General features: G+C 43.1%; 12 protein-coding genes. 5 read left to right on the top strand and 7 right to left on the bottom strand.

The annotated features are described in order from the left end of the window. Window positions 1-141: 141 nt before the first annotated feature. Window positions 142-843, bottom strand: coding sequence for an IS1 family transposase (locus QJS82_RS12005; RefSeq protein WP_281490638.1), 702 nt, complete (start codon window positions 841-843; stop codon window positions 142-144). Between the two features lie 466 nt (window positions 844-1,309). On the opposite strand from QJS82_RS12005, the gene QJS82_RS12000 reads away from it, so the two are divergent. Continuing rightward, the gene (locus QJS82_RS12000) at window positions 1,310-3,337 is read left to right on the top strand and encodes an ATP-binding cassette domain-containing protein (protein ID WP_281490637.1); all 2,028 of its coding nucleotides are present in this window, start codon (window positions 1,310-1,312) and stop codon (window positions 3,335-3,337) included. Window positions 3,338-3,608: 271 nt separating this feature from the next. Here QJS82_RS12000 and QJS82_RS11995 read toward each other — a convergent pair whose 3' ends face one another. Beyond that, window positions 3,609-3,971: a septal ring lytic transglycosylase RlpA family protein gene (locus tag QJS82_RS11995; protein WP_201564246.1), complete on the bottom strand. Its 363-nt coding sequence runs from the start codon at window positions 3,969-3,971 to the stop codon at window positions 3,609-3,611. Window positions 3,972-5,033: 1,062 nt separating this feature from the next. Between QJS82_RS11995 and QJS82_RS11990 the strand changes: the two genes are divergently transcribed. Continuing rightward, window positions 5,034-6,014, top strand: coding sequence for a DnaJ C-terminal domain-containing protein (locus QJS82_RS11990; protein ID WP_281490636.1), 981 nt, complete (start codon window positions 5,034-5,036; stop codon window positions 6,012-6,014). Window positions 6,015-6,130: 116 nt separating this feature from the next. Further along, a complete protein-coding gene (locus tag QJS82_RS11985) occupies window positions 6,131-6,454 on the top strand; it encodes a chaperone modulator CbpM (RefSeq protein ID WP_201564015.1) in 324 nt (107 codons plus the stop codon). Window positions 6,455-6,534: 80 nt separating this feature from the next. Here the strand turns inward: QJS82_RS11985 and sstT are convergent, their stop codons facing one another. The 4 genes from sstT to QJS82_RS11965 all read right to left on the bottom strand — a co-directional run bounded on the left by sstT (window position 6,535) and on the right by QJS82_RS11965 (window position 10,982). Beyond that, window positions 6,535-7,737, bottom strand: a complete 1,203-nt coding sequence (gene sstT, locus QJS82_RS11980; RefSeq protein ID WP_201629547.1) for a serine/threonine transporter SstT — start codon at window positions 7,735-7,737, stop codon at window positions 6,535-6,537. Between the two features lie 200 nt (window positions 7,738-7,937). Beyond that, window positions 7,938-8,453, bottom strand: coding sequence for a DNA polymerase III subunit chi (locus tag QJS82_RS11975; RefSeq protein ID WP_281490635.1), 516 nt, complete (start codon window positions 8,451-8,453; stop codon window positions 7,938-7,940). A 35-nt stretch (window positions 8,454-8,488) separates the two neighbouring features. Beyond that, a complete protein-coding gene (locus tag QJS82_RS11970) occupies window positions 8,489-10,144 on the bottom strand; it encodes a leucyl aminopeptidase (RefSeq protein ID WP_281490634.1) in 1,656 nt (551 codons plus the stop codon). A gap of 217 nt (window positions 10,145-10,361) precedes the next feature. After that, window positions 10,362-10,982 (bottom strand): cysteine hydrolase family protein, encoded by a 621-nt coding sequence (locus QJS82_RS11965; RefSeq protein ID WP_281490633.1) that lies wholly within the window; start codon window positions 10,980-10,982, stop codon window positions 10,362-10,364. Between the two features lie 416 nt (window positions 10,983-11,398). Here QJS82_RS11965 and QJS82_RS11960 point away from each other — a divergent pair, with 416 nt between their 5' ends. Beyond that, entirely contained in the window at window positions 11,399-12,703 is a 1,305-nt protein-coding gene (locus QJS82_RS11960) for an LPS export ABC transporter permease LptF (RefSeq protein ID WP_281490632.1), read from the top strand. Further along, a complete protein-coding gene (lptG, locus tag QJS82_RS11955; protein WP_281490631.1) occupies window positions 12,703-13,944 on the top strand; it encodes an LPS export ABC transporter permease LptG in 1,242 nt (413 codons plus the stop codon). The genes QJS82_RS11960 and lptG overlap by 1 nt, the downstream gene beginning before the upstream one ends. A gap of 87 nt (window positions 13,945-14,031) precedes the next feature. Here lptG and QJS82_RS11950 read toward each other — a convergent pair whose 3' ends face one another. Beyond that, complete coding sequence (locus tag QJS82_RS11950) at window positions 14,032-14,979, bottom strand: IS256 family transposase, variant Zn-binding type (protein WP_438656657.1); 948 nt, start codon at window positions 14,977-14,979, stop codon at window positions 14,032-14,034. Window positions 14,980-15,026: the final 47 nt, after the last annotated feature.

Raw genomic sequence — 15,026 nt, 5'->3', positions numbered from 1 at the left:
TTGATGCGAGGTCGTCTATTTATACAGGATAGGGCGACTGATCCGTAGCGGCTGATACGCATAGGCTACGGTAACATTAATGAGATTGGGTCACTACTAGACATTTAGACATTCGGTGGTGGTTCAAAAAGTAGGCTGACATTAGACATATCCATGATTGATGTAAAAGAAAGCTAAATCAAAGGCTTTAAAGTGATTTTCCAGTTTTTTAGAAAAGTTACAACTTCGCCTAAATGCTCGCCTTACTCGATGTCTGATAGTGCAATTATTGCCTTCAATACCGACCGTGAAAAACTTGCCAATGACTTGGGTAAAGCCCTTAAAACCAGTAACAAAGCTATCCCACGTATCACTAGCGATTCTAGCACAACTGACGCCTAAGGCTTTCAGCTTAGCTTTAAGCTTTTTGACAGTGTTAAGGTCTCGTTTTCCCCACACATAGGCAACAATTTCACCTGTGTCACGGTGATAGGCATAAATTAGCCATTGTTTGTTGGTCTTTTTACCTACGAATGTCCAAAGCTCATCGACTTCAAGACAGTCATATTGCCTTTGCTTGGGGGTTATTTGGTAGTGACACTTTTTTAGGGTGGCCAGTACTTTGCCTTTGCTGATTCTCTCAACGCAAGCGATGTCTTTTATGCCACTGCCTCGAACCATAAGATGTCGTATTTTGCTATCTTTTTGGGAGTGACAGCCTTGGTACGTTAAGGCATGGTCGCCAATAAACTGCCGTTTGCAGTCTTTGCATTTATAGTTTTGTTTACCATAGCTTTTGAAGCCATTTTTCTTTATACTGTCACTTAGACAGGCTGGGCATTTGATGTATAGTGTGATTTGCATTTCACTATTTTATCAATTTCTCAGCCTACTTTTTGAACCACCACCAGACATTCATATAGACATTCATAGTTTGGGGTATGCATATTTGGCACAAGACGTTAGACGCTCATATCGAGCTGTCATGGTGGCATACGCTGAAGCCCATACTATCATGGCTATTAGCACTTAACTGCATGATGTCAATAGTGTTTTACTAGTATAGCATAATTGGGCTAATGATTGATTTGTCAAGGGTAACAACAGCGTTCACGACTAAAAAAGTGATTGAAACTGCAAACTTTTAAATAGCCTACGCCTCATTATCATAACAAGCGGTTTTTAGCAGTATAAAGGTTTGAATTTAAAATACTTATTTAATTGTTTGCCTATGCGGCAAGCGTTTGAAATAATAGCCGCCAGTAAACATGCCAGACGTGTGTTTTTTATTGCCTTAAGTTTTACATTATTGTTGAGATGAAGAAATTATATGATCGAATTTAAAGACGTTGGTGTTCGCCGTGATGGTCGTGAGTTGTTTGCAGGGGCAAGCTTCCAGCTACATCCGGGCCATAAAGTTGGCTTAACGGGCAATAACGGCACAGGCAAATCAACCTTGTTTGCCTTATTATTGACGCGTATGGGCACCGGTGATACCGAAGTGACGCTTGATAAAGGCGAAATCAGTATTCCTGATAGCTGGCATGTGGCGCACATGGCGCAGGAAGTGGGCGCCAGTACCCAAACGGCGATTGATTATGTCTTAAGTGGCGATGAGCAGTGGTATGAGATTAATGCGGCGTTAAATGATTTGAGCAGTGTCAGTGACGATCAAATTGGCGTATTGCATCAGCAGTTCGATGAGATTGATGGTTACCGTACCCCGACCAAAGCGGCACAAATCATGGCGGGTCTTGGTTTTAATACCAGCCAGCATGAGCTACCCGTTGAAGGATTTTCCGGTGGTTGGCGTATGCGTTTAAACCTTGCCAAGACCTTGATGAGCCGCGCTGATTTAATGCTGCTTGATGAGCCAACCAACCATTTGGATTTGGATGCCATTCTTTGGCTTGAAACGTGGATTAATGCCTTTAGCGGTCTAGTCATTGTTATCTCGCATGACCAAGCGTTTTTGGACGCCACCGTCGGGCATATCTTGCACGTCGAGCAACAAAAAATCACCCTTTATACCGGTAACTATCAGCAGTTTATTCGCACCCGTCATGAGCGCATGGCGCAGCAGCAGCAAGCGTTTGAAAAGCAGCAAGCGACCAAAGCGCATTTGGATGACTTTATTCGTCGCTTCCGTGCCAAGGCCAGTAAAGCCAAACAGGCGCAAAGCCGTATTAAGCAGCTTGAGCGTATGGCGGAGCTGTCACCGATGATGGCGGACAACCCGTTCTCGTTCCGCTTTTATGAGCCGGCAAATATGAGCTCGCCCTTAATTGAGCTGAGCAATGCCGATATTGGTTATACCGATACCGCGCTACTGCATAATGCCAATATTCAAGTGACGCCGGACACGCGTATTGGCTTGCTTGGGATGAATGGCGCTGGTAAATCGACTTTGATTAAAGCCTTGGTTGGCGAGCTTGGTATTTTATCAGGCAGCTATCGCGTTTCTGATACCCTAAAGCTCGGTTATTTTAACCAGCATCAAATGGATGCTTTGGATGCAGCAGCAACGCCGATGCAAATGCTACGCCGCCTAGCGGGCAAAACCTCTGATGCAGAATTGCGCTCGTTCCTCGGCAGCTTTGACTTTCGCGGTGAGCGTATCGACACGCCAAGTGAGCTGTTTTCTGGTGGCGAGCGAGCGCGTTTAACCTTGGCATTAATCGTCTGGCAACGTCCAAACGTGCTGGTACTCGATGAGCCAACCAACCATTTAGACTTACAAATGCGTCAAGCTTTGACCATCGCTTTACAGGGTTTTGAAGGGGCAGTGGTATTGGTATCGCATGACCGCGAGCTGATTGCCAACGTCTGTGACGAGCTGTTTTTGGTCCATGACGGTATAATCGAAGAGTTTGATGGTGATATCAGCGACTATGGTAAGTGGCTTGCTGAAAAGCGTAAGCAAGAAAATACGCCCGATAAAAGCAATAGTAAGAAAAAGAGCAAAAAGGACAATAAGAAGTTTGTTTCACGTGAAACAAACACCAGTTTAGCTAGTAATCAAATTAGTAATAAAGCTGCTATTGCCCCAGCAAAAGCCGCTCAGTCTGCGCTTAGTAAAGAAGAACAACGCAAATTGGCCGCTGAGCAACGCAAACTTACCGCGCCTATTCGCCGTGAGATTGAAGACACAGAAAAAGCCTTGGCTAAGATTACGGATAAATTGGCCAGTTTAGAGACCAAGCTTGCTGATACTGAGCTATATGAAGAAAGCCGTAAGGCTGATTTACTGGTGTTACTCAATGAACAGACGGCACTACAACAGCAGCATAGCGATAATGAAGAGAAGTTGTTGCTCGCGATGACGACGCTAGAAGAAATGGAAGCGGCTGTTAAATAGGGGGCAGTCAGTTGGCAACTATTAATTATTTTGAAGTAGTAGCTTCACTTTAAAAGGACACACTGCTGGTATGAATTTTCCGTAGCCTCTGGAGTGCAAAGCGCACAGTAAGCGAGGAAAATTTATACCAGCAGAATACTATTTCTGCCGTAACTTTTTATTTTAAACTGACTATATAAGCTATTGAAGAATTATTCAGCGATACAAACCAGTGTTTTAAAATCATCGAGCATAAAAAAGGGAGAGCGTGAGCTCTCCCTTTTTTATTACATTATTCCATACGGTATTTACCATCACCATAAGATAGTATCTTCATAGTGGTGGTACAAAGTTCACAGTTTATTTTACCAGCAGCGGCTTTCGATAAATCCAAAATGCGACCTCTAATAAAAGGTCCTCTATCGGTAATTTTTACGATCACGCTCTGCTTTGTCTTTTTATTGGTCACTTGTACCTTCGTACCAAACGGCAGCGTCTTATGCGCGGCGGTTAGCGAGTTCATATTGAAGATACTGCCACTTGCGGTACGTTTGCCGTGAAACTTACTACCATAGTAACTGGTGTTACCGGCAAAAACGGTGGTACTGAGCAGCAGCGATAAAGTGATGACTAAAGACTTGATTAAATAAGACATTTAATACCTTTTTTCTATTGATGAGATAGACAGATACTCTTGCCTATGTTATCCATGCCCCTATCAGCTTGAATAATATGGGTATTTTACAATAAGGAGCTTACTTCGTTCTTACGGCTCTGTAAAAAACGCCCCAGTTCAAATATCTCATAATAGAGTAGTAGAAGACGTTTTTATAATCATTAGTGAGACTTGCTACTAATCCTGTAGACCTTGGTATATATGGCCAATTCTGTGAAACTTGTTTATTAGGCTAAGTGAATAGATAAACACTGCAAGTGCTGATAAAGTGGTTTTTACATCAAAAAAGTTGGTCATAGTGCTTCAGTAAATGTAAAAACTAATTCTGCTTATGTAGTTAAGATTATCGGAAAGATACGCTATATGAGGGCTAAAGGCTTATATTTAATAATTTTAATATTTAAAAAGGTAAAATGAGATAGTATTGAAAATAATGTAATAAAATCTTGCTATATTCTTACTATTTCTGCAGAAATCACAGTATTTGGCGTTTTGTGAGAATAATCATTTTGTACTTAGTTAACCATCTAGAAGATTGACATAGCTCTTATGTTTAGGCAGGCGCGCGCAAAGTTTGGCAAGCACATACCTAGCTATGCTATGGTAAATGCGACCGCTTATGAATCAAAAACGATATGCAGATAGACATGCAGATATACATGCACATAAAGCCATCACGTTTGGTTTGCGCTAGGCGTGACAAACAAAGTGCTGAGTTGTCTTATATTGCTTCTAAACGAGAGGGTCGTGCAGCCATTGTCCTCACCAAATTGACATTACGGCAACAGCTGTCAAAGAATAATGATGCCAGAATCATAGTAACGCACGCTAATATAGTGACAAACGCTACTACAGTGACGCATGCTAATAACGATGCTTTAAGCAATGCAGATAATATAAATGCTAGTATCGTTTGGCATCATTACTGGTAACACTTTGATGATGACAGCCGTATGCTAAAAATGAAATATTCATTCATTGCCCCCATATTATGTATTAAATAAATGATCAGTAATAAATACTATAAGAAGGAAAAATAACATGGCAGAGAAAAATTACTATGACATTTTAGGGGTCAAAAAAGACGCCACAGATGCTGAGATTAAAAAGAAATATCGTAAGCTTGTGCGGCAATACCACCCTGATGTCAGCGACGATCCAGACGCTGATAATAAAATCGCGGAAATTAACAACGCTTACGAAACCATTAGAGATAAAGACAAGCGGGCGGAATACGATGCCATGCTCAACAATCCCTTTGCCGGTCAGGGCGGTGCAGGTGGCTTCGGTGGGCAATCAGCGAGCGGTGGTCAGGGTGGTTTCCGCTGGGAAGATATCAAAGATCAGTTTGGCGAAGGTCAAGCTTATGGCGATGGTGGTTTTCGCTTCGACGATATTTTCTCCGCTTTTGGTGGCGGCGGCGCGCGCGGACAATCGCAGCAGGGTGGTTTTAGGTCGCAAAATAGCCAAGGTCAAGACCAACATGCAGAGATTACCGTCGATTTGTCCTCAGTTTACAGCGGCGATGACTACAGTATTAAATTAAACGTTCCCGTTCGCCAGCCAAATGGCAGCGTCGATTACGAAAATAAAACCCTGAAAATTAAAATTCCAAAAGGCATTACTGATGGCAAGCAAATTCGTTTAGCTGGGCAAGGTGCGGCCGGTATTGGTGGCGGTAAAAACGGTGATTTATTTTTAAAGGTAAAAATCCGTCATGCGGATAATATCCGTATCGAAGGCGCTGATGTCTATCAGACGGTCAATGTAGCGCCATGGGAAGCGGCACTGGGCGAAAAAATTAACGTCAGTACCCCAGCAGGAACGCTTGGCGTGACGATTCCTAAAAACAGTAAATCGGGGAGCAATTTACGTTTAAGGGGTAAAGGTATTCCTGCTAAGCAAGCGGGCGATTTATATTTAACCTTAAACATCGTTAACCCTGATATCAGCAGTGAGTCCGCTACCAAAGCCTACGAGCAGCTTAAAGAAGCCTTTGCTGAGACCAATATCAGCCGTTAAAAAATACGTTTAAAAATGCCAAAAGCTACGCAAGTAGCAGCAATATAACAAAGAAAACAGCAGAGATGAAGACCATACGATAACGATAAAATAAAGAGCAAACGAGGATAATCGCCATGAAACACTCGCCTGAATTTACCGACATTATCTTGAGCTTAGATGAGCTTGTATCTGCCTGTGGTCAAGAGCGCCAATGGGTCATCGAATTGATTGAAGAAAATATCATCGAATATGATGTGCCAGAGCGTCAGCAATTTACCGGTTATCAATTGACGACTGTGCGCCGTGCCTCACGCCTTAGCCGCGACTTTGAAGCGAGCGTACCGGCAATTGGACTGATACTTGAGCTATTAGATGAGGTGGAACAATTGCGTCAATTTAAACGCCAGCTAGACATGCAGACACCAGTGATTGAAGTAGATGTCGATCATTTAAAATAATAGGTAATTGATTATTTAACATATAAAAAAAGGGTCTCTATTATGAGACCCTTTATTATTTGCAAGTATCGTTTTAAAAACTAGCGCGCATATTTTGGATCAGCAGCGGCAGTGAATAAAACGTCGGTTGATGAGTTCAAGGCAGTTTCTGCAGAGTCCTGTACCACACCGATGATAAAGCCAAGTGCCACCACTTGCATAGCAATATCGTTTGGAATACTAAATAGGCTTGCTGCTAATGGAATCAAGAGTAATGAGCCACCAGCAACACCTGAGGCGCCGCAAGCACTAATCGTCGCGACCAAACTTAATAATAGCGCTGATGCAAACGACACTTCGATGCCAAGCGTATGCGCTGCAGCAAGGGTTAAGACGTTAATCGTGATAGCAGCGCCTGCCATGTTAATGGTTGCACCGAGTGGAATGGTAACCGAATAAGTGTCTTCGTGTAGACCCAATTTGCGCGCAAGGTTCATATTGACAGGGATATTGGCCGCTGAACTACGAGTAAAGAATGCGGTAATCCCTGACTCACGTAAGCAGGCAAACACTAATGGATAAGGGTTTTTACCGGTTTTAACCAATACAATCAGCGGGTTGACGATTAAAGCAATAAATAGCATACAGCCGACCAATACCATCAAGATATGAGCATAGCCCGCCAACGCAGCAAAGCCTGTCTCAGCAACGGTATTGGCAACCAAGCCTAAAATACCAAAAGGTGCTAGAGCGATGACCCATTTGACCACTTGTGAGATGGCGTCAGAAAAATCACTGACCACGGTACGCGCGGTATCGCTTGCTTGACGTAGGGCAAAACCAATGATAATTGCCCACGCTAAGATACCAATATAATTGGCTTCAGCGATAGCCTGAACGGGGTTGGCGACCAAATTCATCAGCAAGTTGGTCAATACTTCTTGAAGGTTGGCAGGTGGTACTTGCTCAATGGTGGCATTGACCAATATCAGCTCTGTCGGGAATAAAAAACTTGCCGCAACCGCCGTTAATGCAGCCAAAAAAGTGCCGAACATATACATAATAAGCACGGGTTTGACATACACTTCATTGCCGCTACGGTGTTGGCTAATGGCTGCCATGACCAAGATAAATACCAGTATCGGCGCGACCGCTTTTAGCGCCCCGACAAATAGCGTCCCTAGTAATCCTAACGCAATACCGATATTTGGTGCCAGCCAGCCAATCAAAACCCCCAATATTAAACCAATAATAATGAGCGGTACCAGCCCTATACGCTGATACATCGCAATCAATGAACGCATCTATACACCCTCGACTTTGTCAATAAATATAAAATTTATAATAGAACGGAAAAGTAATCGAAGGATGGTAGCATTTTTTGCGATAAGCGCCTACCTCTCACCCACGTAGACATGGGGTTATAGGGTAGCAAAAAAGCGTGGTACGGTAGGCAAATAAAGGGCGCTAGCAAGGTGAGAAAATAAAGATAAAAATCAATAAATTAAACTTTAAAGTGCGTGAGCTCATAGCCTAATTGTTTATAACTCTTATACTTATGACGACCTTCTTGCACGCTATTGGCATCGGGTTTTATCAGCTCAAGTACCCGAGTAGGCTGGGCATCATTGGTTGCTGCCATAAAGTCATTAACAGGATAGATGGTGGTATTTAGGACAATACCTTTAAAATCGGCTGGCATATAACTGCCCAATAAAACGGGTGCTAACGGTTGACTGTTAATAGGGTTAATAGCCGTATTTTCGCGATGGCTAGTATCAGTATCAGTATCAGCACCGTCACTAATATTAGAATCTAAAAGCCGCTGATGCGGTATAAAGCTTGTGGCATCATGTGACCATAGTGCTTCATCGAGCGTCGATAGCAAGGCATCTTGTTGGTCGATAAGAATCAGTAACGACTGGCTGCTTTTATTAAGCGCCGTTTGGGTCAACTGACAAATAAAGCCCAAGAAATCTTGGGCTTTACTCTCACTTAAAACATAAAAACTAACTTTCATAAACTGGTCTTCATCAATGAATTATTCACAACTGATTAAGCCATGTTTGCGCTGTTTTTGAGGTATTGCATAAACAATGGTACAGGACGACCGGTTGCCGCTTTGTCTTTACCTGAATTCCATGCGGTACCAGCGATATCCAAATGCGCCCATGCTTGACCTTCTTCGACGAAGCGCGATAAGAAGCAAGCCGCAGTCACAGCACCCGCACCTTTACCACCGATGTTTTGCATATCAGCGATAGGCGAGTCAAGCTGCGCTTGATAGTCGTCATCCATTGGCATATGCCAGATTAAATCGCCCGATAAGTGACTGGCGTTTTCTAACTCAAACAACACGTCTTCGTCATTACTAAATACCGCTGAGCGTACGTGACCTAAGGCAACCACACAAGCACCGGTCAAAGTTGCCACATCGATAATTGCTTTTGGATTATAGCGTTGTACGTAGCATAAAGTATCTGCTAATACCAAACGACCTTCCGCATCAGTATTTAAGATTTCAACCGATTTGCCGTTCATAGCTTTCACGATATCACCAGGGCGCGTGGCATCACCTGATGGCATATTTTCCGCACAAGCAAGGGCACCAACGACGTTAATCGGTAGACGCGCTTCACACAAAGCTTTAATCGTACCGAGTACCGATGCTGAACCGCCCATATCAAACTTCATCTCATCCATTGCCGCACCCGGCTTGATTGAGATACCGCCTGAATCAAAGGTGACGCCTTTACCGACTAAGACGATAGGCGCGTCATCATTGGCAACTTGTAAATCGTTATTTGTATCAGCGTTTTTAGATGATTTCTTAGGCAGTTTGGTCGGTAATTTATCCGCTAAGGCTTTTAGACCGCCTGCGACTTTGGCGCTGTTAGTGATGCCTTTATTAGCGTTAGCGCTAAAGTTAGACTTTCCGCGATACTCCATGAGTACCAATTTACCTTCTTTGGCAGAACCTTGCGCAACGGCTAAGAAGCAACCCATGCCTAGCGCTGACATCTCATCTTCACCCAATACGGTGACTTTTAATAGGTCAGGATAGGTTGTGGCCAATTCTTGTGCTTGTTCAGCCATATAAGCTGGGAAGCAAATATTACCCGGCTCATTGGCGACATCACGGGTCAAGCTTTGACCGGCGAATACTGCTTCAGCAAATGTTAATGCAGCTTCTAATGACTCGTCAGCCAATAAATAGATATCGGTTAAAACTGGCGTGGTTTGCTCAGATTTATATTTATCGAAACGGTAGCTTGCTGCTAGTAAATTCAAAGCAAACTGACCGAAATGATTTTCTTCTAATGCATCACCTAGGGCGACGGTAATAGAATCGACGCGTTTTTGCGTGCTTTGATAAATGGTATTGGCAATTTTTTGCAATACGCTATGACCAAGCTTATCAATATTACCAACACCGACCAATAACAGCTGTACTGGATTTTCTTTCGCCGTTTTTTTATCACCAGCCAAGGCATAATCAGCGACGGTCTCGCAAGCTTTACCATTAAAATGTGATACTTCCATCAACTGCTTAATGCGCGTTTGATAATCGCTTAATGCGGCTTCAGCTAAGATGTTTTTCTTATCATCGATAAGCACCACAAGGCAGGCCGCGTCTTTACTTTTGGCTTCTTTTTTAAGAATTTTTTGCGTATGCGTCTTTGGTAGGGTTTGGGTTAATTTAATATTCATATAATTATCCTTATTAGAGTTATGAAATTAGCATGATAAAAACGGCAGGTTTTATTTAAATTGCTTATACCTGTTAAATCATTTGGGCTAATGAGCCATCGCAATAGTGTAGCATATTGCAAGGCGAGTGCGCAGTGAGCAAGGCTTAGGTAATATATTTGCACAATTTTGCGATAATTATTTAAGTAATTGTTTTATGTCTTTATAGAGTAGTAATTTACTCACCAACCAATTCGGCGGTCGTCACTAAAGCGGCAAATCTATCTTGTAATGCAGCCATCGCGGTCTCGTGCATTACTTCTGCACTTATGGCTTCTTTTTTATCATTCGGCAAGGCGCGAGTGGCACAGGCATCATGGCAGACAAAACTGTCAAAGCCCAAATCAAACGCCGCTCTGACGCTTGAGCTGACACACATATGACTCATAAAACCTGCGAAAATAATTTGCTGCTTTTGCGTGCCTGCTATTAGCGTTTGTAGCTTGGTATCGTAAAAAGCATTAGGATGTTTTTTGACAATGACGGTTTCACCCGTCTTTGGTTGTAATTCAGCGACAATATCGACATTTGATGATAAAGGATCAAAAACTCTATCATTATCGGCGCCGTGATGGGCGATATGGACAATAGGAATGTCTTGCGCGCGGGCTTTATCTAATAACAGACGCGCATTTTTAATGGCGTTAGCACCAGCTTGCCCCAATGGCATCGCCCCATCGACGTATTCGTTTTGATAGTCAATAAAGACGATAGCGCAATTTGACCAATCAAGTGCATCAAATTGACCACCAGCAAGTTCAATTAAAGTAGCGGGCGTAGAAGTGAGTTTGTCTGTCATTAGTATTCTCCGTTGAGCGTTATAAGTATAAATTTTGCAGGTATTCAGTCTAGCAATGAAATCTAAAGATAGGCGCGCAAGGATACCAAGGACAAACAAACTTTTCTAAATGACATAAAGTAAAAATATAGGGCAAATACTTAATAGAATTGCTCTGATATTAAGTGAGGCTTATAACTTGTATACACTGTACGCTTTCTTGGTTTTAGCTATTATCTACTAAATAATCTAGCGTTATAGCAAGATAGAGGCAATGTTTTTCAACACATTTCACAGCCATTTTTGAGCAAAATATGCTAGGATTAACGGTTATCTTTATCGCTACTATTTATAGAGTATCGTCAGTCAAACGGCGATAAATTGTGCGCATACCAACCTTTTTCTAAAGAGTGCCTATTGTGATATTACGCCGCTATATGACTCAACAAGTTGCCTCAACGACCGCCTTGGTATTGGGGTTTTTAGTGGTGATGATGCTCGGCGGCCGCTTAATCCGTTACTTTGGCATTGCCGCAGAAGGCAATCTGGACATCAGCTTATTATTTACCATCATTGGTTATAATTTGCCTTACTTCTTAGAGCTTATCCTGCCATTGGCATTTTTTATCGCTCTCATGCTGGTATTCGGGCGCTTGTATGTTGACCAAGAAATGGCGGTGATTAATGCCAGCGGTGTGTCGCGCGGCAAACTTGGCCGTTTGATGACGCCTTTGATATTGGCATTATTTGTTGGGGAAGCGGCTTTATCTATCGTTGGTAAACCGTGGGGCGTACGCTCATCTGAGAGTGTTTGGCAACAGCAAGCGTTGACCAGCGCTTTTGATTTAATTCGCCCCAATCAGTTTATCAGCAGCGGTAATTATCATTTGTATGTCGGCAGCTTAAGCGATGATAAAAAGCAATTGCAAGATGTGATATTGATTCAATCCGAGCCTAAGCCTAAAGGCAGTGCGGCAAAAAATGCGGCCGTTGATGTTAATAATAATATTGACCCAGAAACTGCTGAGCAACTCAATATCCCAGAGCTGCCAAATGCGCTTATAAGCGATAAAGTTATAAGCAAAGACCATATCAGTAAGGATACCATTACCCTTGCCAAACGCGCTCAGCAAGTAGATACCGGCAGTAGCGGCGTCACCCAATTGGATTTATTCCAAGGTCGCCGTTATGAAGTCGGCGCGGGCAGTCTAAAGTACAATCAAGTGGGCTTTGATCGCTACCGTATCACTTTGACCGAATCCTCTAAAGAAGTCATCACCGAAGCCAATATCGAAACCCAAGCGATTGGTCCATTATGGCAAGCTGCAACGGGCAGTACAGCAGTGAATAGTGAAAATGCACTTCGAGCGGCGCAAGGAGAGCTTGGCTATCGCTTGGCCTTGCCTTGGCTCATGATTATTGCACCGATGCTGGCCGTGCCACTGGCGCAAGTACGCCCGCGTCAAGGTCGCTGGTTGCGTCTGTTCCCATCGATTTTATTATTTGTCAGCTGCGCGTTGGGTATTATTTCTCTCAAAAATGCGGTAAGCAAAGGCAGTGTTAGCGTTTGGGCGTATGCATGGTTGGTATTAGGTTTTATGGCATTGGCGCTCTATATGAATTGGGGCAGCCGCGTCCAACATCGTTTGCGTTTTCGCAAACCAGATGAGTTGTTAACCGTTAGCGAGCATCAAGGCAATATTGACCATAAAAGCAATGGCTCACAAGGAGGACAATCCTAATGAGCGCTTTATTCTCTAAATCATCATCGTCTAATTCATCAAAGCCAAATTCGCCAAAAGCCAAGCTGAAACTTGCGCCTAAACCAACCAATCTAAAAGTGCTGAGCCGTTACGTTAAACTAAACGCTTTGCTTGCCATCATCGGCGCGGTTATAGGCTTGTGGGCATTGCAGCTGGTATTTTCTTATTTGTCTGAGCTAGATTCGTTAGATGATAACTATACGATGGGCGAGGCGATTAAATATATCTTTTATCGCTCGCCGTACTTTTTAGAGCAATTTATCCCAACGGGCGCGTTACTTGGCGCGGTGGTCGGTTTGGGTTTACTTGCCAATAAAAGCGAGCTGGTCGTCATGCGCGCCGCTGGCGTCAGTGTTTATCGTATCGTCGGCTGGGTGTTGCAGCCTGCCTTGATTTTTGTGCTATTGGCATTAGTGATTAATCAGTTTGTCCTGCCGTATTCGAATCAATTGGCGCAAGAGATTAACGATGAAGATAATAGCTCGCTTGTCACCTCGGTACGTGGTTATTGGACGGTACAGCCACGCTTTGAGAGTACAAAAGACGGCAGTGCCAAGCCAGATGGCAGCGATATTTTGTATATCGATTATGCCGATGTGCAAGGCAATATCGGCGAGGTCAAACGCTGGCATTTGGATAATAATGGCAATCTGCAAACTGCTATTCATGCTGAGGGCGGCAAATATATCGGCCGCGAACCGATAGATACTAATAGCAGCAAGCCGAGCGAGCAATATCGCTACGAGTGGCAGCTCAATAATATGACCAAGCTGATGATTGGTCAGGGCTTTGAGAGTAGCCAAGCTATTGCACCGTCAGATACCTTGAGTTTGCCTTTTGCCCCTGAGTCGGTGTATTTACTCACTCGTAAGGCCGAAGATTTGTCATTGACTCAGCTGTATGAGCATCGTCAATTTATGCGCCAACAAGGCACGCGCTCGTTAAGTCATGAGTTGGCATTTTGGCAAAAGCTGCTGTCACCGTTATCGATTTTATCGCTAGTGATTGTTGCTTGTTCATTCGTCTTTGGCTCACTACGCACGCATAGCTTGGGTTTACGTATCGTCGTGGCATTACTATTCGGCTTGCTGTTTAGTTATGTGCAAGACTTGGTTGGCTTTGTCTCATTGGCGACTGGTTTTTCGCCATTATTAATGGTGCTATTGCCAATTATCGCCAGTGCGATTTTGGGTGGATATTTACTTAAGCGGCAAATGTAACCTTAAAAATGTAATTGTAAAAATAGGTGTAATGGACAAAATTCATGCTAAAAAGTAGAAGGTAGTCGCTAATGGACATAATTCATGCTATTTGAGTGACTTTGACCCTAGAAAGTCTTTAATAAACCGTAACTTACGCTGCTCATTTAGACCGTGATGACTGTGTAATTGTCGCTTTAACTCACTGAATAATCCTTCAAGAGAATTGGTGGTATTTGGTATGTCTAAGTGCTCATATTCTTGATAAGTGAATAGCCAATCGCTATTGGTTCTGAGGCTGCGATAAGCACTTCTAAGACGTTTGTGAGTGTACCAACTTCTACCAGTATCTTCATTGGTACTACGCTCACTAAGATAGTCTTCATGAGTTAACAACCAATAATCTAAGCATTTTGTGAACGGGGCTTTATCAAGCTGTGTTAAGTCTAAAGTAAGCCCTCTAAGCTCGATACTAGCAATATTTTTAGGGCGACGAGTGAGGTAACGAGTCACTATTTGTACCTGATGAAACTGGCACATCTGGCAAGGGGTGTGGGTAAATAACGTACGCAGTCCTCGTCTACCATCACAGGTAATGCTTTGTATATCAACGCCTAACGATGCTAGATGATCAATTCCTTGTTTGTAGGCACTGTTGGTTTCATGACTGACTATCGCGTAGTAAAGAACGGCTTTAGTGGTATTGTCCATAAAAACCATTAAACCGAACTTACGACCGAAGTAAGTGGTATCCATGATGATGTTAGCGGTATTTGGTCGCTTAACTTGATACTGGGTACTGACTTTGTCTAAGCGTCTTTGAATGGTTTTAAGACTACAGCTATACTTGTCAGCCAGTTGTTTGTAGGTCTGTTTCCCTTGGGTGTATTCGGTCCAAAGGGTCTGGTTATTGAGTCTTTTGCCACCTAAAAACTGCCGTCTGCAAACTAGACATTGATACTGTTGTTTGCCTAGCTTGAGTCCATTCTTTTTGATGTGTTTATCACGACAAAAAGGGCAGTTTTTTGATTCATCGCGTTGATTCCTTGCAAATATAGATAGTATATAGCGTTAGACCCTACGCCAGCATGAATTTTGTCCAT

It is taken from the genome of Psychrobacter maritimus (genome assembly GCF_029953575.1).
In the GTDB taxonomy this organism is placed as follows: Bacteria; Pseudomonadota; Gammaproteobacteria; order Pseudomonadales; family Moraxellaceae; genus Psychrobacter; species Psychrobacter maritimus.
Note: the sequence above shows the minus strand (reverse complement) of the source record. Positions and strands in the feature narration are given on the sequence as shown.